20 protein-coding genes and 1 pseudogene are annotated in these 19,754 nt (G+C 66.1%); 14 read left to right on the forward strand and 7 right to left on the reverse strand.

Features of this window, described 5'->3' with window-relative positions; translation table 11 throughout:
- Positions 1-58 precede the first annotated feature (58 nt).
- The 5 genes from A5752_RS24890 to A5752_RS24910 are packed head-to-tail and all read left to right on the forward strand — an operon-like array spanning position 59 to position 4,829.
- Positions 59-1,087 carry an SDR family oxidoreductase gene (locus A5752_RS24890; protein WP_231983510.1) on the forward strand — a complete coding sequence of 343 codons (1,029 nt, stop codon included), beginning with the start codon at positions 59-61 and terminating at the stop codon, positions 1,085-1,087.
- Entirely contained in the window at positions 1,084-1,530 is a 447-nt protein-coding gene (locus A5752_RS24895; RefSeq protein ID WP_067091633.1) for a hypothetical protein, read from the forward strand. The genes A5752_RS24890 and A5752_RS24895 overlap by 4 nt, the downstream gene beginning before the upstream one ends.
- Entirely contained in the window at positions 1,527-2,909 is a 1,383-nt protein-coding gene (locus A5752_RS24900) for a sugar porter family MFS transporter (RefSeq protein ID WP_067091636.1), read from the forward strand. Before A5752_RS24895 ends, A5752_RS24900 begins: the two co-directional genes overlap by 4 nt.
- Complete coding sequence (locus tag A5752_RS24905; protein ID WP_067091639.1) at positions 2,909-3,601, forward strand: DUF4396 domain-containing protein; 693 nt, start codon at positions 2,909-2,911, stop codon at positions 3,599-3,601. The genes A5752_RS24900 and A5752_RS24905 overlap by 1 nt, the downstream gene beginning before the upstream one ends.
- A gap of 1 nt (position 3,602) precedes the next feature.
- Positions 3,603-4,829, forward strand: coding sequence for a cation:proton antiporter (locus A5752_RS24910; protein WP_067091641.1), 1,227 nt, complete (start codon positions 3,603-3,605; stop codon positions 4,827-4,829).
- On the opposite strand, the gene A5752_RS24915 is transcribed toward A5752_RS24910, so the two are convergent.
- Complete coding sequence (locus A5752_RS24915; RefSeq protein ID WP_067091644.1) at positions 4,822-6,627, reverse strand: glycoside hydrolase family 15 protein; 1,806 nt, start codon at positions 6,625-6,627, stop codon at positions 4,822-4,824. The two genes, A5752_RS24910 and A5752_RS24915, sit on opposite strands and share 8 nt — an antisense overlap.
- Before the next feature lie 107 nt (positions 6,628-6,734).
- Here A5752_RS24915 and A5752_RS24920 point away from each other — a divergent pair, with 107 nt between their 5' ends.
- Positions 6,735-7,247, forward strand: a complete 513-nt coding sequence (locus A5752_RS24920) for a DUF421 domain-containing protein (RefSeq protein ID WP_067091646.1) — start codon at positions 6,735-6,737, stop codon at positions 7,245-7,247.
- Positions 7,248-7,270: 23 nt separating this feature from the next.
- On the opposite strand, the gene A5752_RS24925 is transcribed toward A5752_RS24920, so the two are convergent.
- Positions 7,271-7,750 carry a nitroreductase family deazaflavin-dependent oxidoreductase gene (locus tag A5752_RS24925; protein ID WP_197500724.1) on the reverse strand — a complete coding sequence of 160 codons (480 nt, stop codon included), beginning with the start codon at positions 7,748-7,750 and terminating at the stop codon, positions 7,271-7,273.
- A 182-nt stretch (positions 7,751-7,932) separates the two neighbouring features.
- Positions 7,933-8,526, reverse strand: coding sequence for a TetR/AcrR family transcriptional regulator (locus A5752_RS24930; RefSeq protein WP_067091648.1), 594 nt, complete (start codon positions 8,524-8,526; stop codon positions 7,933-7,935).
- Between the two features lie 178 nt (positions 8,527-8,704).
- Between A5752_RS24930 and A5752_RS24935 the strand changes: the two genes are divergently transcribed.
- The 4 genes from A5752_RS24935 (at position 8,705) to A5752_RS24950 (ending at position 11,662) form a co-directional block, all read left to right on the forward strand.
- On the forward strand, positions 8,705-9,634 hold the full coding sequence (locus A5752_RS24935; RefSeq protein WP_067091650.1) for a metal-dependent hydrolase: 930 nt from the start codon (positions 8,705-8,707) through the stop codon (positions 9,632-9,634).
- A gap of 38 nt (positions 9,635-9,672) precedes the next feature.
- On the forward strand, positions 9,673-9,861 hold the full coding sequence (locus A5752_RS24940; protein WP_067091652.1) for a ferredoxin: 189 nt from the start codon (positions 9,673-9,675) through the stop codon (positions 9,859-9,861).
- A 3-nt stretch (positions 9,862-9,864) separates the two neighbouring features.
- Positions 9,865-11,082: an NAD(P)/FAD-dependent oxidoreductase gene (locus A5752_RS24945; RefSeq protein ID WP_082964059.1), complete on the forward strand. Its 1,218-nt coding sequence runs from the start codon at positions 9,865-9,867 to the stop codon at positions 11,080-11,082.
- Between the two features lie 136 nt (positions 11,083-11,218).
- On the forward strand, positions 11,219-11,662 hold the full coding sequence (locus tag A5752_RS24950) for a hypothetical protein (protein ID WP_067091654.1): 444 nt from the start codon (positions 11,219-11,221) through the stop codon (positions 11,660-11,662).
- 54 nt (positions 11,663-11,716) lie between these two features.
- Here A5752_RS24950 and A5752_RS24955 read toward each other — a convergent pair whose 3' ends face one another.
- The 3 genes from A5752_RS24955 to A5752_RS24965 all read right to left on the reverse strand — a co-directional run bounded on the left by A5752_RS24955 (position 11,717) and on the right by A5752_RS24965 (position 14,241).
- Positions 11,717-12,763, reverse strand: coding sequence for an NAD(P)-dependent alcohol dehydrogenase (locus tag A5752_RS24955; RefSeq protein WP_067091656.1), 1,047 nt, complete (start codon positions 12,761-12,763; stop codon positions 11,717-11,719).
- 121 nt (positions 12,764-12,884) lie between these two features.
- Positions 12,885-13,160, reverse strand: coding sequence for a YciI family protein (locus tag A5752_RS24960; protein WP_067091658.1), 276 nt, complete (start codon positions 13,158-13,160; stop codon positions 12,885-12,887).
- Between the two features lie 10 nt (positions 13,161-13,170).
- Positions 13,171-14,241 carry an ABC transporter substrate-binding protein gene (locus A5752_RS24965; protein WP_067091661.1) on the reverse strand — a complete coding sequence of 357 codons (1,071 nt, stop codon included), beginning with the start codon at positions 14,239-14,241 and terminating at the stop codon, positions 13,171-13,173.
- 188 nt (positions 14,242-14,429) lie between these two features.
- On the opposite strand from A5752_RS24965, the gene ctaD reads away from it, so the two are divergent.
- A complete protein-coding gene (gene ctaD / locus A5752_RS24970) occupies positions 14,430-16,175 on the forward strand; it encodes an aa3-type cytochrome oxidase subunit I (RefSeq protein WP_067091709.1) in 1,746 nt (581 codons plus the stop codon).
- A 10-nt stretch (positions 16,176-16,185) separates the two neighbouring features.
- A complete protein-coding gene (serB, locus tag A5752_RS24975) occupies positions 16,186-17,427 on the forward strand; it encodes a phosphoserine phosphatase SerB (protein WP_067091664.1) in 1,242 nt (413 codons plus the stop codon).
- A gap of 4 nt (positions 17,428-17,431) precedes the next feature.
- Here the strand turns inward: serB and yczR are convergent, their stop codons facing one another.
- On the reverse strand, positions 17,432-18,874 hold the full coding sequence (yczR, locus tag A5752_RS24980; RefSeq protein ID WP_067091667.1) for a MocR-like transcription factor YczR: 1,443 nt from the start codon (positions 18,872-18,874) through the stop codon (positions 17,432-17,434).
- 63 nt (positions 18,875-18,937) lie between these two features.
- Here yczR and A5752_RS27825 point away from each other — a divergent pair, with 63 nt between their 5' ends.
- Together A5752_RS27825 and yczE are read left to right on the forward strand one after the other, a co-directional pair.
- A complete protein-coding gene (locus A5752_RS27825; RefSeq protein WP_197500725.1) occupies positions 18,938-19,093 on the forward strand; it encodes a hypothetical protein in 156 nt (51 codons plus the stop codon).
- Positions 19,086-19,715 (forward strand): annotated as a pseudogene (yczE, locus tag A5752_RS24985) (membrane protein YczE); the annotation flags it as partial. The gene A5752_RS27825 and the pseudogene yczE, both read left to right, overlap by 8 nt.
- Positions 19,716-19,754 lie beyond the last annotated feature (39 nt).

The raw sequence follows: 19,754 nt of genomic DNA on the forward strand, positions 1-19,754 counted from the left end.
GACGAACGTCTTGTCGCAGATCGCCGGCCGAGTCGGCGGAGCCGATGTCGACCTCCGCCTGCGCCGTACGGCTATCACCGTGGCGGTGACCGGCGCGAGCGCCGGCATCGGTCGCGCGGTCGCCAGGGAGTTCGGGGCCGAGGGAGCACGCGTCGCACTGATCGCGCGGGGGCGTGCCGGGCTGGAGGCGGCGGCCGCCGAGGTCGAAAAGGCCGGAGGGACCGCGCTGGTCGTGCCGGCCGATGTGGCCAACCCCGATGAAGTGGATGCCGCCGCCGACCAAATCGAGGACACGTTCGGTCCTATCGACGTGTGGGTGAACGGCGCGTTCGCCACGATCTTCGCGCCGTTCGATCAGACCACCCCCGAGGAATTCCGGCGGGCCACCGAGGTGACCTATCTCGGATTCGTCTACGGCACGATGGCCGCGCTCAAGCGCATGAAGCCGAGGAACCGGGGCACCATCATCCAGATCGGCTCGGCGCTCGGAATGCGCTCGATTCCCTTACAGTCGGCGTACTGCGGCGCCAAGCATGCCATCAACGGATTCACCGAATCACTGCGTACCGAATTGATGCACGACCACAGCAACGTGAACGTCACCGTCGTGCAGATGCCGGGAGTCAACACCCCGCAGTTCTCCTGGGTGCGGTCGAAACTGTCGGGACACCCCCAGCCGGTCGCACCGGTGTACCAGCCCGAGATTCCCGCCAAGGCGGTGGTGTACGCAGCCAAACATCCCAAGCACAAGCAGTATTGGGTGGGCGCCAGCACGGTGCTGACCTTGATTGGACAGCGGATGGTGCCTGCGCTTCTCGACCGGTACCTGGCGCGCACGGGATTCTCGTCGCAGCAGACCGACGAGACCATCGACGGTCGCGCGGGAAACCTGTTCGAACCACTCGACGCGGACGCCGGCACCGATCACGGCGCCCACGGCGTATTCGACGAGAAAGCGCACGCGCACAGCCCGGCGTGGTGGCTGCGAAGCCACGCGCGCCCACTCGCGGCGGCGGCGGTCGCGGGTTCCGTCGGGGCCGCCGCGGGCCGCACGGTGCTGGACCGGCGGGGAGCGCGCGAGCGATGAGCGCGTTGGCGATCGTGCGCGCCGCCTACGGCGTGGCACTGCTCGCCGCTCCGGACGCGTTCCACGGGCGTCCCAGGACCGAGCGGCTGACCACCGCGACCCGGCGGTCGATGCGCATTCTTGCGGCACGCCAACTCTTGGAGGCCTCGATGTGCGGCGTCGATCCCTCCAAGTGCCTGCTCAGGATGGAGGCGGTGGTCGACGTGATCCACGCGGGGACGATGGTGGTCGTGGCGGCTGCGACGAATCACGCGAGCACCCGTCGCGCCGCAGCGGTGAACGTGGCGACCGCGGCGCTCTTCGTCGGTGCGGATACCGTGGCGGCGCGACGAGCGCGACCGGACCACGCGTCTCCTTCGAAGGCGAACACCCTGCTGCAAGTGCGCGACCGGATCGCCGGATGGTGCTGTCGCACGCTGCCGTATCCGGTCGGCTCGAAATGAGCGGATTCATCACCGAAGTGCGTCGGACCGGAAACGGTCTGCTACTGCGCGTCTGCATCATCGCCGCCATCGGCGGGTTGTTGTTCGGATACGACACCGGGGTGATCTCGGGTGCCCTTCTATACATCAAAACCGATTTGCACGCCAACGATTTCGAGCAGGAGGCCATCGTCGCGGCGGTATTGCTGGGCGCTATGTGCGGTGCCGCGGCGTCGGGCTACCTCGCGGACCGGATCAGCCGTCGATGGACCAAGGTGTTGTCCGGGACCGTCTATCTCGTCGGCGCGCTTGGCTGTGCCTTCGCGATCAGCGCACCGATGCTGATCGGGTTTCGGTTCCTGCTCGGCCTGGCGGTCGGCACCGCGTCCTTCGTCAGCCCGCTCTACATCTCCGAGATGGCACCGCCGCGTATCCGCGGCGGGCTGGTCTCGTTCAACCAATTGGCCATCACCTCGGGCATTCTCGTGGCCTACCTGGTGAACTTCGGGTTCAAGGATCTCGACGCGAACTGGCGGTGGATGCTCGGGGTGGCGGCGCTGCCCGGTGCGGTTCTCGCGGTCGGGATGCTGTCGGTACCGCAGACCCCGCGCTGGCTCGTGGAGGCCGGCCGCAAGGACAAGGCACGAGAGGTGTTGCGGCGGTTACGGTCGGGCGATCGGGACGCCGACGTCGACGACGAGCTCGCCGACATCGAGCAAGCCAGTGAACAGGAGGGTAAGGCGTCGATACGCGACCTCATCCGGCCGGGTTTGCGGCCGATGTTGATCGTCGGCCTGGTGCTCGCGCTGGCCCAGCAGTTCGTCGGCGTCAACACGGTGATCTACTACGCGCCCACCATCCTGTCCGACACCGGTATGTCGGCTGGTGGGGCACTCGCGCGTACCGTCTTCGTCGGCGTGACGAACGTGGTCTTCACGATCGTCGCGGTACTCCTGCTCGATCGCGTCGGCCGGCGAAAGTTGCTCATTACCGGCACGATCGGCATGATCATCGGGTTGTTGACGCTTGCCGTCTACTTCGCTTCGGGGACTCTGCAGCAAAACGCCGGCTACCTGGCCCTGGTCGCCTTGATGGTCTTCATCGCGTCGTTCGCGATCGGGCTGGGCCCGGTGTTCTGGCTGATGATCTCGGAGATCTTCCCCATCGGCGTGCGCAGCAAAGCCATGGCAGTCTGCACGATCGTGAACTGGGGGGCGAATTTCATTGTGGCGCAGACCTTCCTGACGCTCGGAAACCTCATCACGCGACAGGGTGTGTTTTTCCTGTATGCGGCGCTGGCCGGACTCGCATTGCTGGTCTTCGCCCGTTGGGTTCCGGAAACTCGGGGCCGATCGCTCGAGGACATCCAGGCTGAACTCGCATCGGACAACTCGAAGTGATGGCGGACACGTGGCTCGACCGGGTGGCGTGGGTCGCCCTCGGCATCGCGGCGCTCTGCGCGATAGCCATCATCGCCGACATCTACGTGGGCGGGTACCGGCAGCGCATGAGGGTGATGGAAGCCGTATGGCCTGTCACCGCACTGTATTTCGGTCCGGTCGCGGTGTGGATGTACTTGCGATTCGGCAGACCGAACAGTAAACGCTGGTTGAAACGAGCCGGTGCCGAACAGCCTCCGGACAAGCCCAAATGGGCGACCACCGCGATCGGTGTCAGCCATTGCGGTGCGGGTTGCACGCTTGGCGACATCATCGCCGCCACCGCCGTCTTCTTGTTGGGCCTCGAACTATGGGGCCGTGCTTTATGGCCGGAGATGATCGGTGACTACGTTGCGGCCCTCGCCCTCGGAATCTTGTTCCAGTACTTCGCCATCGCACCTATGCGGGGCCTTGGACCGCGGAAGGGACTTGTTGCTGCGGCGAAGGCCGATGTGTTGTCGCTGACCACATTCGAGGTCGGACTGTTCGGGTGGATGGCGCTGATGTCGTTCGTGTTCTTTCGGTCGGCTCCGGTGCACCCTGACAGCCCGGTGTACTGGTTCATGATGCAGATCGGAATGATCGTCGGCTTTGTAACGGCTTGGCCGGCCAACGTCTGGCTCATCCGGCGCGGTATCAAGGAGGCCATGTGACGTGGCGCTGGTGCTGGCCTTTGGTGTGGTGCTGCTGCTCAGCGTGTCCTTGTCGGGGCTCGCCGCCCGAACGGTGCTGTCCACGGCACTGATGTTCCTGATCGCCGGAGCGCTCGTGGGATCCGGTGGTCTCGGGTTGGCCGCGATCGAGCCGGGGGACCCGATCGTGACGACGCTCGCCGACATCGCGTTGTTCACGGTGCTGTTCAGCGACGGCCAACGAGCATGCTTGCCAGCGTTGCGGGAGAACTGGCGGCTTTCTGGCCGCGCGCTCGGCCTCGGAATGCCCCTGACCATGGTGGGCATCGCGCTTCCGGCCCACTTCTTGATCGGATTCGATTGGCCCACTTCGTTCCTGATCGGTGCGATCCTATCGCCGACCGATCCGGTGTTCGCCTCAGCCTTGGTCGGCCGCTCCGACATTCCGCTTCGGCTTCGCCGCCTGCTCAACGTCGAATCCGGGTTGAACGACGGATTGGCACTACCTTTCGTGCTCATCTTCCTCGCCACCGCTCAGCACACCGAGTCGCACCCCGGACAGGTGGGGATCGAGCTTGCGCTCGGGCTGGTGATCGGGATCGTCGCAGCCGCATGTGTCGCCTGGGCGTGGCGGATCGAAGTGCTCACCGCGGAACCGCGGTTGCAGCCGCTCGGCCCGGCAGCGCTCGCCGTCGTTGTGTACGCCACGTGCCATCTGACCCACGCGAATCCGTATCTGGCCGCATTCGCCGCCGGGTCCACCCTGGCGACAATGGACGGGGTGGCCGCCGACAATTTCCGCCCCTTCGGGGAGCTGCTCTCGGAGAGCACCAAGTTCGCGGCGCTGCTGGTCTTCGGCGCGCTCATCACCCCGGAGAGGCTCTCGCATCTGAGTTGGCGGGAGTGGTTCATACCCGTGATCGCGATCGTGCTGGTGCGCCCGGCCTCACTGCTGCTGTCGATGCTGCGAACACGGTTGCCGGCCCGCGAACGGTGGACGGCGGCGTGGTTCGGACCTAAGGGATTCGCCTCGGTCGTTTATGGTCTGCATGCCTTGCAAGCCGATTTGCCCCAGAGCCAAGCGATGTTCGACGTTGTCGCCGCCACCATAGTGCTGTCTATCGTGCTGCACTCCACGACCGACGTGCCGGTGGCCAAGCTCTTGCGGGTCGAGCCGCCTGACGATCTTCCGGGCGCCTCCGCGGAGACCGCCGCCGCGCCGCGGACCCAGGACGCAGCAACTAGTTGACGTCCTGTTCCTCACCGCCGGCCGAGGTGATCGTTTTCGAGCCCGCGAGGTGACGGGCCGTGTTGATGAGACCGACAAGGCTGAATGCCTGCGGCGTGTTGCCGACCTGTCGGCAAGCACCTGTGTCGAACTCCTCGCTGAGCATCCCGACGTCGTTGCGAAGATCGAGGAGACGTTCGAACAGTTCGACGGCCTCGGCCGTGCGGCCGGTGCCGTGGAGTGCGTCGGCGAGCCAGAAGCTGCAGGCGAGGAACGCCCCTTCCTGGCCGGGCAGGCCATCGGTGGTGTCGTCGTTGTGGTATCTCAGCAGCAGTCCGTCACGGGACAGCTCGGTGCGCACCGTGTCGATTGTTCCTCGGACCCGAGGGTCGGACCACGGCAGGAAGCCGACCCGCGGGATGAGCAACAATGCGGCATCGACATTGGTCGACCCATAGGACTGGGTGAAGGTGTTGCGCTCGGAATCGAAACCGTTGGCGCACACGTCGTCGTGGATCTGGTCGCGCAGTTTGCTCCAATGTTCGGCCGGCCCGTCTAGACCGTGATGCTCGACGCTTCGCACGGCGCGGTCGAGACCGGCCCACGCCATGACCTTGGAATGCACGAATTGGCGTGGTTCGCCGCGGATCTCCCACAGGCTGCTGTCGGCATCCTGCCAATGGCCTTCCAGGTAGTCCAGCAACGCTCGCTGCACGTCCCATGCCGAGTCGTCGGTGTGCAACCCGGCCTCTCGCGCCAGATGCAGGCCGTCGAGCACTTCACCGTAGACGTCGAGCTGGAACTGGCGGCCCGCGCTGTTGCCGATTCGCACGGGCGAGGAGTCCCGGTAGCCGGAGAGCCATGGCAGCTCTTCTTCGCGGACGCGGCGGGCCCCGTCGAGCGCGTACATGATCTGCAATCGAGCCGGGTCACCGGCGACCGCGCGGACCAACCACTCGCGCCATGCGGACGCCTCCTCGTGGTATCCCGCTCCGAGCAGCGCCTGCAGGGTGAAGGTGGCGTCGCGGAGCCAGCAGTACCGGTAATCCCAGTTGCGGCTTCCGCCAACTATTTCGGGTAGTGATGTCGTCGCCGCCGCGACGATTCCACCGGTCGGAGCGTAGGTGAGTGCCTTGAGGAAAAGCAACGAGCGGCGCACTTCCTCGGCGTACCGGCCCGTGTAACGGCAGCGCGAGAGCCATTGTGTCCAAAACCGTTCGGTGTCGCGGAGCGCCACTTCGGCGTCCACGATCTCCGGCGGCGGCAGATGCGAAGGGCGGTGGGTCAGAACGAACGGTACCCGTTCGCCTTTGGACACGGTGAACTCGGCCGTGGTCTCCAAATGATCGCCGTGACAGGCGATCGGAGTGCGCAGATACACCGAGTCCGGTCCCGCGATGGCAACCAAGTCCCCGTCTTTTCGCCGAACCCGAGGCACGATATGGCCGTAGTCGAAGCGCGGTTGCAATGACATCTGCATCACGACATCGCCGTCGAGACCCTCGACTATGCGCACGACATCGGGATTCTTTCCGCGCGGCGGCATGAAGTCGAGCACCCGTACCGCCCCGCTCGTCGTCTCCCACTCGCTTTGCAATACCAGGGAATCGCCGCGATATGCGCGTCGCGTCACCCGGTCCACGCCGGCGGGAGCGATACTCCATCGACCGGATTCCCGATCGCCGACGAGCGCGGAGAAGCACGCGGGCGAATCGAAACGCGGCAGGCACAGCCAGTCGATCGAGCCATCGCGACCGACGAGCGCCACCGACTGCAGGTCACCCAGCAGCGCGTAGTCCTCGATGGCCGATGCGGTCACTTGGGGCGTGGTACCCGGAAATGAGGGTCGTATACCCGATGCCTTCGTTTTGGTTGGCCGTCGTGGGGTCACCCTCTGCCACAGACGCGCGCGAAAGGGGTACGGCCGTGAATGGATTCGGACAGATCTTCATCGACGGTTGGCAACCGCCAGTGCACGCCGCGGTGAAAGTCCTGGCGTTGTTCTTGACGGCAATGGTGGCGTTTCGGTTTACGCAGCGCCGAACGATCGGGGAATTCACCCCGTACGACTGGGTGGCCGCAGTCGCCGCTGGTGCGATCGTCGGCCGTGTCGCGACGGCGTCGGACACTTCCTGGCTCACGGGGGCGGCCGCGCTGCTCACTTTGATCGCCGCACATGACCTGGTGAGCAGATTACGGTTCGTCGACGCAGTGCAGCGCCTCGTCGATCCGCCTGTGCGCGTGCTTATTCGCAACGGCGAGATCGACGAACGCAATCTCAAGCGCTCCGGCATCACCCGGGCAGACCTCGACGCGATACTTCGTCGGCATGGGCACACCGAACCCGACGACGTTCGGCTGGCCCTGTTCGAGGCGAAGGGCACGGTTTCTGTGTTCGCCGCGGACGGGAACGCCGGACCCGTCGTCGAGAAGCTGTGACCGCCACGGCCGCAGCGGACCGATCAGGCGCCGATCGTGGATTCTGGACGGAATGCGACGATCGGGAGCTGCCGGACCAAACGCGCCCTCGCCGAGTCGCTGCCGTCGTATCGCCAGCCGACGAGCTTACTGATGAGTCTGCGAACCACCGGTGCTGCGAACCGGTTTCGACGTTCGTAGTCCTCGAGTACAGCCATCGCTTCGTCCTGCTGGAGGATGCGCTGCTCCGGGATGAACTGATGGCGGCCCACCACAATCTCCTCCGCGCCTCCCTCTTCGATGTTGCGGAACCAATCGGACGACGGCCCGTTTCCCGCAATCACCATCACCTCGTCGCAGAGATCGTTCTTTCCGATCACCTCCAGAACCGTGTGATACCTCTTCCCAGATCTCCGACCGCGGTGGGTGAGGCGCAGGAACCGTGAACCGAGCATCCAGCCGAGGCTACGGCCGTAAAGCCCGAGTAACGCACGCGAAAGAGCCGGCGGCACACGAATCGACATGTCGACATCACCCTCCTCGTCTTGAGCGCCCAATGCCGAAGGGAGCCACGCGGCAACCGAGCGTTCGATATCTATGCTCAGGTGATTCCCCGCCGGCTGGACTACAACGTGCTGACAGTCCGTATCGCTCTCAATAGAGGTAGACAGACCTGTCTTCACTCAAACCTGGGACGTCGATCGTCCTAGCCGCCGCGTGCCCGGTGGTCAGCGGTGTGTTCCTCGATGAGACGGGCCGCGATGGGTTTCGCGCGCCGGGCGGACTCGACGTCGCCTTCGGCGGCGCACACGATGCTTCCCTTCAACAGGATGTTCAGGCTCCAGGCGAACTCCTTGGCGTCGCGAAGGCCGGCTCGTTCGGCACGCTCCCGGAGGATGTCACGAATGTTGTCCAGGTGGGTGATACACGCCTTGCCGACACGGCCCTGGGCACCCACCTCGAAAAGGACCTTGACGAATGAGCAGGCTTCGTAATCGGAGCGGCGGTGAAACCACTCATCGAGGACATCGAACATCGCCAAGAGCTGCTCTTTGGGATCCTTGGTGCGCTCGGTGGGCTGCCGGTCGATCACCTCGGTTGTCCACATCTCGGCGCGCCTGTCCATGAACGCGAGCACGAGGTCGTCTTTGGAGGGAAAATGCCGGTACAGAGTTGCTTTTGCGACTCCGGCCCTCGCGACGACTTCGTCGACGCCGACGTCGCCGATCCCCCGGTGGGTGAAGAGTTCGTAGCTGGTACTGATGAGCCGCTCGCGGGCACTCGGCGTCTCGGACGTCATTCGAAACTCACCTTCTCATCTCGGCCCTGAGTTGCTCGTTTAGAGACAGATCGGTCTGTCTATAGATGATGCATGGGGACCGCCGGACCGAACAAGGGAACCGGAGCGCCGGCATGCGCGACCGCGACGGTAACCCTGAGATCGACGGACACGCAACGCGGAAGGCGGGAGGGCGCTGATGCCTGAGGTGGAGTTGCATCACGACGGGCACCCGGCGTTTCGGCGCCAGGTTCGTTTCGATTGGTCGAATCTGCCGGTGCACTGGGTGCCGGGCGACCCGTTTGCCACACACATGATCAACGTCCTGCACCTCCTGCTGCCCGAGGGGGAGCGCCACTTCATCAAAGCCGTTCTCGAGGCGTCATCACTCGTCGACGACCCGGAACTGGAGGCGGCCATCAAGCCGTTCATCCAGCAGGAATCCTGGCATGCATGGGCGCACCAGGTGGTCTTGGACCGGTTGGCCGAGCAGGGCATCGAAACCGACCAGTACACCAGACGCCTGGGCCGGACGCTGTCGGTGATGCTCGGGGATCCGCCGCGATTCTTTCCGCCGGCTTTGAAGCGATGGTGGTTGTATCGCCGCCTGGCCGACGTGGCCTCGCTCGAACATTTCACCGCCGTGCTGGGCCAGTGGATACTGCGGAACAAAGGTTTGGAGAACGCCGGGGCGGACCGCGAGATGCTCGATCTGTTGCGCTGGCACGGCGCCGAGGAGGTCGAGCACCGCTCACTGGTGTTCGACGTCTACCAGAACGTGTGCGGAAGCTATTGGATTCGGGCGTTTTCGATGCTGATGACCGCGCCGCTGTTCGTCGGCTGGTGGATCGCGGGCGCACGCTATCTGATGTCCAATGATCGATCGATCGACATGAAGTGGCGCTGGCGAGATTGGCAGCGAGCTGCCCGCAAGGACCTGTTGCCCAGTCCGTGGAATTTCCTCGTGACCGTTCCGCTGCGGTATATGCGCCGCGGTCACCATCCCGGCGCCGAGGCGGACACCCAGATGGCGCTCGACTACCTCGAGTACTCTCCCGCGGCCCGGGATGCCCGTCAGCGTGCCGAGGCACACCAACGGTCGGCCGCAGCACAGGCGGCCCACAACTGATTGCGGTTCGACAAAGGGACTCGGCAAGAGGAGCGGATATGAAAGTTCTGGTGGACCTCGACACCTGCGACGGCAACGGTGTGTGCATGAGCATCTGCCGAGAGGTTTTCGACGTACGGGAAGACGGTCTTCACGTCCTGCAGGAGCAGCCCGGAGACGAGTTCCGCACGCAGTTGGTGGGCGCCGAAGTGTCATGCCCAACCGGGGCGATCACGGTCGAGGACTGACCCGTGTCGTCGGCGCAGCAGCTGAGAAGGGTGATCGTCGTCGGTGCCGGGGTGGCGGGCGCCATGGCGGTGCAGACGTTGCGGGCCGAGGGATACGACGGCGAGCTGACGCTGGTCGGCGCCGAACGGTATGGCCCCTATCACCGCCCGGCACTATCAAAGAAGCTGCTGACGGGCGAGATCTACCGAGCCGGCATCGACATGGCGCCTCAGGACGCTTTCGCTGCGCGAGTGCTGCGAGGCGCGAGCGTGGTGGGCGTCGACATGTCGTCGCGCACGGTCGGGGTGCGTGACGGCGATCGCGATCACCGCCTCGAGTTCGATGGTCTCGTGATCGCCAGCGGAGCCGTGGCGCGGCACTGGCCCGGGGGTCCGGTGCCACCCGGCGTCGTGCCGCTCCGCTCGGTCGACGACTGCCTGGCAATTCGCTCCAAACTGGGCAAGCGCACTCGCGTCGTGGTGATCGGAGGTGGATTCATCGGCACCGAAGTTGCCGCCAGTCTGCGGTCGATGGGAATCGAGGTGACCCTGCTCTCGAGGGCCGGCGCGCTGCTACAGGCGGCCCTCGGTGAGGAGATGGGAAGCTTCTGGACCGATCTGCACCGTCGGCACGGTGTTGATGTGCGGGTGGGTGTCGAAGTCGAAGGATTCGTCGGCGATGGTCACGTGAAGGCGGTCCGGCTGAGCGGGGGCGCAAAGGTGAAGGCCGATCTGGTTCTCATCGGGCTCGGAGTCGATCCGGTGACCGACTGGCTGCAGGGCTCCGGGATAAAGGTGGACAACGGCGTGGTGTGCGACGCCACCGGAGCGGCGGAAGGTACGACGGGTGTTGTGGCCGCCGGTGATGTCGCGCGCTGGTGGCATCCGCTCTACGGCGAACATCTGCGGATCGAGCACTGGGATCACGCCTCCCGTCAGGGCGTCACGGCGGCGCGAAATTTATTGGCCGGTCCCGATGGTGCGGAGGAGTATGACGCGGTGCCGTACTTTTGGTCCGACCAATACGATGTCAAGCTCCAAATGGTCGGCTTACCAACCGGATACGACACCGTGGACGTCATTGAGAGAGATCTGCGCGAGGGTGCTTTCGTTGCTGCATACGGGAGGAGCGGACGGACCATCGCAGTGCTCAGCACCATCCCGGGCCGCGTGGACGACTACCGCGGCGCCATCGCCGCGGGCGCTGCGTTTCCGCCCCGCCTTCAGGAGCAGTTCGCCTAGCAGGTCCTTCGCAAGCCACGACGAGCGCCTGGACTGCGAGACCGGCCGACTTTGCGGGAAAGCGGCCTGGCATCATCGGCGCCGTGAGACCATTCCCGGTCGAAGGCGATGGCGTAACGCGACGTTGGAGACGGTCATGATTCGGCAGGCAGTGATGGCGTTGGGTGCCTCCATTCTCGGCGCGGTGGTCCTGGCCCCGCCGGCGGCGGCCGGCACGGGGGAGCAGGTGCTCCTGCAGTCCGGCACGGTGAGGTGCCTGCTCAGCGCGGATGAGACGACGTTCGGCGGCGGACCGATGGCGATATGCGCGTTGACGAACGGCCAGCCCTGGGGCGCAGCGCCGTTCGAGAGCTCCAAGTGGAATCAGCGGCCGAACCTCGCCGTCGTGCGTGGCACCGGTGAGTTCTACTGGGACCGCGGCCTGATCGCCGAACCGGCCACCGCACCCGTGGCGGTCGACAGCGGCAGTTTCCGGTCCAACGGGTGGACCGTTGAGGCGGAAGGGCTTCGCACGCGCATCACCAACGACGCCAGCCGCCACGGCTTCTTCGTCAACGACGCCACTGTGCGCGGATTCTGAAAGCGCGCAACTGGACTGTCATACCGAGCTGCGCGGCCTTCGCGAAATCGATGACTACGAGCGCAGCGACTCGGTGTCGATCACGAAGCGGTAGCGCACATCGCTGGCGAGCACCCGCTCATAGGCCTCGTTGATGTAATCGGGTGCAATGACCTCGATTTCGGGCCGTACGCCGTGCTCGGCGCAGAAGTCGAGCATCTCCTGGGTCTCGGCGATACCGCCGATCAGCGAGCCCGCGATACGGCGCCGCCCGGCGATGAGCGCGCCGGCGGGCACCGCCATGGGATGCTCCGGCATACCCAGTTCGACCAATGTTCCGTCGAGTGCGAGCAATCCGAGATAGCTGCCCAGATCGAGGTTGGCCGAGACGGTGTTGAGGATCAGGTCGAAGGAGCCCCTCAGTTTCGCGAACGTCTCCGGGTCGGAAGTCGCGTAGTACTCGTCGGCGCCCAGTCGCAGGCCGTCCTCCATCTTCTTCAGCGACTGGCTCAGCACGGTGACGTGCGCGCCCATCGCGTGGGCGAGCTTGACGCCCATGTGGCCCAGGCCGCCAAGGCCGACGACCGCGACACGGGTTCCGGGACCCGCATTCCAGTGGCGCAGAGGCGAATACAGCGTGATCCCGGCACAGAGCAACGGCGCCGCGGCGTCCAGCGGAAGGCTGTCAGGGATGTGAAGCGCATAGTTCTCATCCACGACGATCGCGCCGCTGTAGCCGCCCTGCGTCGGCTCGCCGTCACGGCCCACGGCGTTGTAGGTGCCGACCATGCCCTTGGCGCAGTACTGTTCCTCGCCCGCGCGGCACTGTGCGCATTCGCGGCAGGAATCGACGAAACAGCCGACGCCGACGCGATCGCCGACCTTGAACCCGGTGACCTCCGAACCGACCTCGGTGACGATGCCCGCGATCTCGTGGCCGGGCACGATCGGATACTTCGCGCGGCCCCATTCGTCGCGGACGGTGTGGATGTCGGAGTGACAAATGCCCGCGAAGTGGATGTCGAACGCCACGTCGTGCGGCCCGACGTCGCGGCGGGTGATGGTGGTTCTGGTCAATGGTTCGGACGCCGACGGCGCGGCATATGCGGCAACAGTGCTCATTACGACCTTTTTCTGTTCAAGCGGCTATCGAGTAGAAGCCATCGCTGACGGTGCGACTGGCCCCACAAACTCAACGAGGCGGTCGGCTCCCATGATTCCGCGGCGAGCTGTGAGCTTGCTCCTAGAGACCTGCGGCCCGGAATGCGCCGTTGAACGACGTTCGTTCGTAGCGGGCGACACCGGCCGAGGTGTACGGGTCGCGGTCGACGATGTCCTGCGCCTGCTCGGCGTCCATGTCGCCGGTGATCAGGATGGCGCCGGACTCGTCCTCCAGTCGGCCCGCCAGCACGATCCGGCCCTCGCTGACCTCGTCCTTGAGCCATTCGAGGTGGGCGGGTCGGGTCTCGTTGACGACCTCGGGCGGTTGCAGGTAGGTCGATTTCAAGACGTGGAACACGGCGTCAACGCTAATTGATCGGGGCGTTGAGCCATCGCAGGTCGTCGAGTATGCCGCGCGCGGCGACGATGCCCTCCCCGGTCTGCCACACCTCGTTGTTGACCGCGAACACCCGATCGTCGCGCGTGGCGCCCAGCTTCTTCCACGCGTCGCTCTCGAGCACCTCGGGTGCGCGGTCGCGTGCGGCGGGCGAATCGAAGGACAGGTAGACGATGTCGCCGTCGGCGATGGACAGGTCGGGATTGTCGGCGAGGTCGGTGTCGCTGATCCCCACCTCGACGTAGGGCTTGTCGGTAAAGCGTTGTGTCACAGGGCGATCGACACCGACATCGGAGAGCACGCTGCCGGGGAAGGTGTCGGCGCCGTAGACGCGCATCGTGGTGTCGGTGAACTGCACGACCGACGCCTGAAAATGTGCGGCGTCGTTGTCGGCCCCGGTCTTGTCGGCCGCTCGGTGGAACCCGTCGACCAGACCGTTCGCGGCGTCTTGGCGTCCGGTCGCGGCGCCCACCGTGCGCAGGTTGTCCTGCCACGCCGCACCCGGCGCCCCGGTGAACACCGTCGGCGCGATATCGGAGAGCGCGCCGAACGCTTCGGGCGTCAGCGCCTCTGAACCGAGGATCACGTCGGGGTTGGCGGCGCGGATGGCGTCGAGGTCAGGTTCGCTGCGGGTGCCGACGCCCGGTACGTCGTGGATGACCCGCCCCAGGTACGACGGCTGGCTGTCCGAGCCGTCGGGCAACGCGGCCCCCACCACCCGCGACTGCAGGCCCAGCGCGCACAGTGCGTCGAGCTGGTCGCCGGAGAGCACCACGATGCGCTGCGGGTCCGCGGGGACCTGCGTTTCGCCGGCGGCGTGACGCACCATGCGCTCGGGTGGGCCCGGGTCCACCGGCGTCGGTTCGGCCGCGCACGATTCGTCGGGCCGACGCTGATTGCCCAGCACACCTGCGTTCGCGATTCTCGTCGTGCTGGTGACGATCGTCTCGGCGGGCGCGGTGTCGGACGCCTCGTCGCCGGGGGATCCGCACCCGCTGACCAGGGTCAGGCCGACGGCGGTCGCCAGCGCGGCCAGGCCCATCGTCCTGGTGGCCACGAGCGCCCTCCGCGAACCGCCGCTCAACACGTCGCCGACGGTAACATCCGGCCAGCTCCGGGGCGGAAAGCCGCGTGGCGGGCGATTACGACACTTTGTAGGACCGGCGAGCATCGCCGATGGAGCGGCAGTTAGGATTCATCGAGACAACCGCTGGATGTATGGAGGACCTGTTGGTAGCCGAAGCGCCCCCTATAGGAGAACTCGAGGCACGGCGTCCGTTCCCGGAGCGACTCGGCCCCAAGGGCAACCTCATCTACAAGCTCATCACCACGACCGATCACAAGATGATCGGCATCATGTACTGCGTCGCCTGCTTCATCTTCTTCTTCATCGGTGGGCTGATGGCGCTGTTCATGCGCACCGAGCTGGCGATGCCGGGCCTGCAGTTCCTGTCCAACGAGCAGTTCAACCAGCTGTTCACCATGCACGGCACGGTGATGCTGCTGTTCTATGCGACGCCGATCGTGTTCGGGTTCGCCAACCTCGTGCTGCCGCTGCAGATCGGCGCGCCGGACGTGGCCTTCCCGCGCCTGAACGCCCTGTCGTTCTGGCTGTTCCTGTTCGGCGCCCTGATCGCCATGGGTGGCTTCATCACCCCGGGCGGGGCCGCCGACTTCGGCTGGACCGCGTATGCGCCGCTGAGCAACGCCATTCACTCGCCGGGCGCCGGCGGTGACCTGTGGATTCTGGGCCTGGCCGTCGGTGGTCTGGGCACGATCCTCGGTGGCGTCAACATGATCACCACCGTGGTCTGCATGCGCGCCCCCGGTATGACGATGTTCCGGATGCCGATCTTCACCTGGAACATCCTGGTGACGTCGATCCTGGTGCTGCTGGCGTTCCCGATCCTGACCGCCGCGCTGTTCGGTCTGGCGGCCGACCGCCATCTCGGCGCGCACATCTACGACCCGGCCAACGGCGGCGTGTTGTTGTATCAGCACCTGTTCTGGTACTTCGGCCACCCCGAGGTGTACATCATCGCGCTGCCCTTCTTCGGCATCGTGTCGGAGATCTTCCCGGTCTTCGCGCGCAAGCCGATCTTCGGCTACACCACGCTGATCTACGCCACGCTGGCGATCGCGGCGCTCTCGGTCGCGGTGTGGGCGCACCACATGTACGCCACCGGCGCGGTCCTGCTGCCGTTCTTCTCCTTCATGACGTTCCTCATCGCCGTGCCGACCGGCATCAAGTTCTTCAACTGGATCGGCACGATGTGGAAAGGCCAGTTGACGTTCGAAACACCGATGCTGTTCTCGGTGGGCTTCCTGCTGACATTCCTGCTCGGGCGGTTGACCGGTGTGCTGCTGGCCAGCCCGCCGCTGGACTTCCACGTGACGGACTCCTACTTCGTCATCGCGCACTTCCATTACGTGCTGTTCGGCACGATCGTGTTCGCGACGTATGCCGGTATCTACTTCTGGTTCCCGAAGATGACGGGCCGACTGCTCGACGAGCGGCTGGGCAAGTTGCACTTCTGGCTGACGTTCATCGGGTTCCACACCACGTTCCTGGTGCAGCACTGGCTGGGTGACGAGGGTATGCCGCGCCGCTACGCGGACTACCTGCCGACGGACGGGTTCACCACGCTGAACGTCGTCTCGACCATCGGCGCGTTCATCCTCGGACTCTCGACGCTGCCGTTCGTGTGGAATGTGTTCAAGAGCTGGCGCTACGGCGAGCCGGTCACGGTCGACGATCCGTGGGGCTACGGCAACTCGCTGGAGTGGGCGACGTCGTGCCCGCCGCCGCGGCACAACTTCACCGAGCTGCCCCGAATCCGTTCGGAGCGGCCCGCGTTCGAGCTGCACTACCCGCACATGGTGGAGCGGATGCGCGCCGAGGCGCACGTCGGCCGCAGCCACGGCCCCGAGGACGGCGACGTGACACGGTTGGACGACGCGAACGTCCGCACCTGACGATCGCGGTATGACCGGTCAATCACGCGAGTGCGCGTCGCTGCTGATCACGGTCACGGGCCGCGACCAACCCGGCGTCACCTCGGCGTTGTTCGAGGTGCTGTCGCGCCACCAGGTCGAACTGCTCAACGTCGAACAGGTCGTGATTCGCGGCCGCCTGACGCTCGGCGTGCTCGTGTCCTGCTCGACAGAGGTCGCCGGAAGCTCGGCGCTGCGCGACGCGGTGGCGGCTGCCATCCGCGACGTGGGCCTCGACGTCACCATCGAGCGCAGTGACGGCGAACCCGTCATGCGGGAACCGTCGACCCACAGCATCGTCGTGCTGGGCCGTCCGATCACCGCCGAGGAATTCGGCGTGGTGGCTCGCGAACTCGCGCGGCTCGAGGTGAACATCGACACGATCCGCGGTGTATCCGATTACCCGGTCACGGGTTTGGAACTACGGGTGTCGGTGCCGTCGCGCGCGGTCTTCGAAGAACTGCAGCAGGCGCTGGCGCGCGTCGCAGTGGCCGAGGAGATCGACGTCGCAATCGAGGACTACAGCCTGACGCGACGGGCCAAGCGGCTCATCGTGTTCGACGTCGACTCGACCCTGATCCAGGGCGAGGTGATCGAGATGCTGGCGGCCAAGGTGGGAGCAGAAGCGGCGGTCGCCGAGGTCACCGAGGCGGCGATGCGCGGCGAACTGGACTTCGCCGAGTCGCTGCACCGTCGCGTGGCGACGCTCGCCGGCCTGCCCGCCTCGGTCCTCGACGACGTCGCCGAGCAGATCGAGTTGACCCCCGGCGCGCGGACCACCCTGCGTACGCTGCGGCGGCTGGGATACCACTGCGGCATCGTGTCGGGCGGCTTCCGGCAGGTGATCGAACCGCTCGCGCACGAGTTGATGATGGACTTCGTCGCGGCGAACGAGCTCGAGATCGTCGACGGCAAGTTGACCGGCCGGGTGATCGGCCCGGTCATCGACCGGCCCGGAAAGGCCAAGGCGCTCCGGGATTTCGCGCAGCAGGCCGGTGTCCCGATGGAACAGACGGTGGCCGTCGGTGACGGTGCCAACGACATCGACATGCTGGCCGCCGCGGGCCTGGGGGTGGCGTTCAACGCCAAGCCCGCGCTGCGGGAGGTCGCCGACGCGTCGCTGAGCCAGCCGTACCTGGACACCGTGCTTTTCATCCTGGGCATCACGCGCGGTGAGATCGAGGCCGCCGACGCCGTCGATGGCGTGGTCCGCCGGGTCGAGATCCCGGACTGATTCCTTAGACCACAACGGTTGTCGGCTCGGGTGCCGACAGTCCGGTGACGCTACGCCAGGCACGCGCCAGGAGCTCGACGGCCTCGCTCAACTGTTCCTCGGGCAGTGCATAGGGCACGCGGACGAACCGCTCGAGGGTGCCGTCCACACCGAAGCGAGGGCCCGCGGGAAGCTCGAGCCCGAGCCGGGAGGCGGCCGCCGACAGCGCTGTGCTCATCGGGGCAGGCAGCCGCACCCACAACGACATGCCGCCCGCACCGGGGCCCGGCTCCCAGTCGGGCAGATGCCGGCTCAACAGAGCCAGCAGATAGGCACGACGACTGCGCAGGATCTCGCGCCGCTCCGGCAACAACTCATCGTGGCGCGTGAGAAGCCTTGCGGCGGCGTACTGCTCGAGCACAGCGGTGCCCATGTCAATAGACGGGCGCAGGGCGGCGATGGTGGCGATCGTCGCACGCTCGGCGCGGATCCAGCCCACCCGTAGGCCGCCCCAGAACGACTTCGACATCGAACCGATGGTCAGCACGAGGTCACGTCGCGAGGTCATCTCGGCGGCCACCGGCCCGGGCGCGGGTTCGTCGAGCCACATGTCGAGGATGGTCTCGTCGATGACTGTGCGGGTACGGGTCTCGGTGATGATGCGCGCCAACCGCTTTCGATCGGCGGCGGGCATGGTCATTCCGGTCGGGTTCTGATTGTCGGGGATCAGGTACGCCAGGGTCGGCGACACCTGGTGCAGCGCGTTCTGCAGCGCCTCGAGATCCCAGCCGTCCTCGGTCATCGCGACCGGGACGGGGCGCGCACCGGCGGTCGTGATCGACGACAGCGCACCGTGATACGTCGGTTGCTCGACGAGCACACGGTCGCCGGGCTGGATGTAGGTGGTGAGGATGAGGCCGATGGCGTGCAACGCGCCGGTGGTCACCATGATCTCGTCCGGCTCGGTCGGAAGGCCTCGCTCGCAATATCTTTCGGCAATGGCCTGTCGCAGGGCCGGGACGCCCACGAGTTCGTGTCCCGGTGCGTGCAGATAAGGCGTGACGTCGCGGGTGGCCTCGGCGAAGGCCTCTATGACGGCGGCCGCCGGCGCCGACAGCGCGGCCGCGGCGAGGCTCACCGACGGGGGCGCGGTCTCGATGTGAGCCGCGGGCGCGACGGGAAGCGCCGTGGTGCTGCGCGCGCCGCGTCGGGCGTTGAGGTAGCCGTCCTCCCGCAACTGCGTGTAGGCCGCGGTGACCGTGGTGCGCGACACCCGCAGCGCGTCGGCGAGCGCGCGTTCGCTGGGCACGCGTGCGCCGACGGGTAAGCGCCCGTCGATGATCAGCAGGCGGATCGCGTCGGCCAGGCCTTGATACGCCGGGCCACTGCGACTGGATGTGCGCCAGTTACCCAGCTCGCGGGCCAGTAGGTCCACATCGAGCGCACGCGCGGGCATCTCAAGCGTCATTGCAGGCCAGTATCGCCTAACTGGCTATTGAGAAGCAAGCCAGTTGGTCTCGATCATGGCGATATGAGCATGAACTGGATTCCCCGCCTGAGCCGGCGTCTCGCCGCTTCTTTCGCATGGCAACCCCCGGTCAGCCACTCCGATTACGTCGACCGCGACGCCGAGCGCATCGCCCGGGAATTAGAGCTGATCAAGTTGCGCTTTCCCCACCATGCGTAGGGGCGCGGCGCGCGGACTGGTTCTTATGGTCGGGTTGACAGGCTACGGCTTCTCGATGGCACTGATGGTGCGGGCGGGCCTCGGGTTGGACCCCTGGGACGTCTTCCACCAGGGCCTGGCCGGGCACACCGGGATGACGATCGGTGTGGCCTCGGCGGTGGTGGGCGTGGCTGTGCTGCTGGCTTGGATTCCGCTGCGCAACCGGCCCGGTCTGGGCACCGTGGCCAACGTCTTCGTCATCGCGGTCACCGTCGACGCCAGCCTGTGGCTGCTGCCGACGCCCACCTCGCTGCCTCTGCGCATCGCGATGATGGTGGGCGCGGTGGTGCTCAACGCGATCAGCACCGTGCTCTACGTCGGCGCCGGACTCGGACCGGGTCCGCGCGATGGGTTGATGACCGGCCTCGTCGAACGCACCGGACTGTCGGTGCGGTTGGTCCGCACTTCGATCGAGGCGACGGTGCTGGGGGTCGGGTGGCTGCTCGGCGGCACGGTCGGCGTCGGGACTGTCGTCTATGCGTTCGGGATCGGCCCGCTGGTGCAGTTCTTCTTGCGGATCACGCCGGAGAGGGTGGTGTCGGTCAGCGGGTGGGCTTCCGTCGCCGAGGCTCGCCGCAGGCGCGCGACAGGATCCGTCGCCGAGGCTCGCCGCAGGCGCGCG

Source organism: Mycobacterium sp. 852002-51961_SCH5331710 (assembly GCF_001665535.1).
GTDB lineage: Bacteria > Actinomycetota > Actinomycetes > Mycobacteriales > Mycobacteriaceae > Mycobacterium.

What these genes read in the sequence shown, in the direction of transcription:
- A5752_RS24895 (WP_067091633.1), top strand. Translation starts at nt 1,084, where the DNA reads ATGAGCGCGTTGGCGATCGTGCGCGCCGCCTACGGCGTGGCACTGCTC.
- A5752_RS24900 (WP_067091636.1), top strand. Translation starts at nt 1,527, where the DNA reads ATGAGCGGATTCATCACCGAAGTGCGTCGGACCGGAAACGGTCTGCTA.
- A5752_RS24905 (WP_067091639.1), top strand. Translation starts at nt 2,909, where the DNA reads ATGGCGGACACGTGGCTCGACCGGGTGGCGTGGGTCGCCCTCGGCATC.
- A5752_RS24925 (WP_197500724.1), bottom strand. Translation starts at nt 7,750, where the DNA reads ATGTCGATTCGTGTGCCGCCGGCTCTTTCGCGTGCGTTACTCGGGCTT.
- A5752_RS24930 (WP_067091648.1), bottom strand. Translation starts at nt 8,526, where the DNA reads ATGACGTCCGAGACGCCGAGTGCCCGCGAGCGGCTCATCAGTACCAGC.
- A5752_RS24935 (WP_067091650.1), top strand. Translation starts at nt 8,705, where the DNA reads ATGCCTGAGGTGGAGTTGCATCACGACGGGCACCCGGCGTTTCGGCGC.
- A5752_RS24940 (WP_067091652.1), top strand. Translation starts at nt 9,673, where the DNA reads ATGAAAGTTCTGGTGGACCTCGACACCTGCGACGGCAACGGTGTGTGC.
- A5752_RS24950 (WP_067091654.1), top strand. Translation starts at nt 11,219, where the DNA reads ATGATTCGGCAGGCAGTGATGGCGTTGGGTGCCTCCATTCTCGGCGCG.
- A5752_RS24955 (WP_067091656.1), bottom strand. Translation starts at nt 12,763, where the DNA reads ATGAGCACTGTTGCCGCATATGCCGCGCCGTCGGCGTCCGAACCATTG.
- A5752_RS24965 (WP_067091661.1), bottom strand. Translation starts at nt 14,241, where the DNA reads ATGGGCCTGGCCGCGCTGGCGACCGCCGTCGGCCTGACCCTGGTCAGC.
- serB (WP_067091664.1), top strand. Translation starts at nt 16,186, where the DNA reads ATGACCGGTCAATCACGCGAGTGCGCGTCGCTGCTGATCACGGTCACG.
- yczR (WP_067091667.1), bottom strand. Translation starts at nt 18,874, where the DNA reads ATGACGCTTGAGATGCCCGCGCGTGCGCTCGATGTGGACCTACTGGCC.
- A5752_RS27825 (WP_197500725.1), top strand. Translation starts at nt 18,938, where the DNA reads ATGAGCATGAACTGGATTCCCCGCCTGAGCCGGCGTCTCGCCGCTTCT.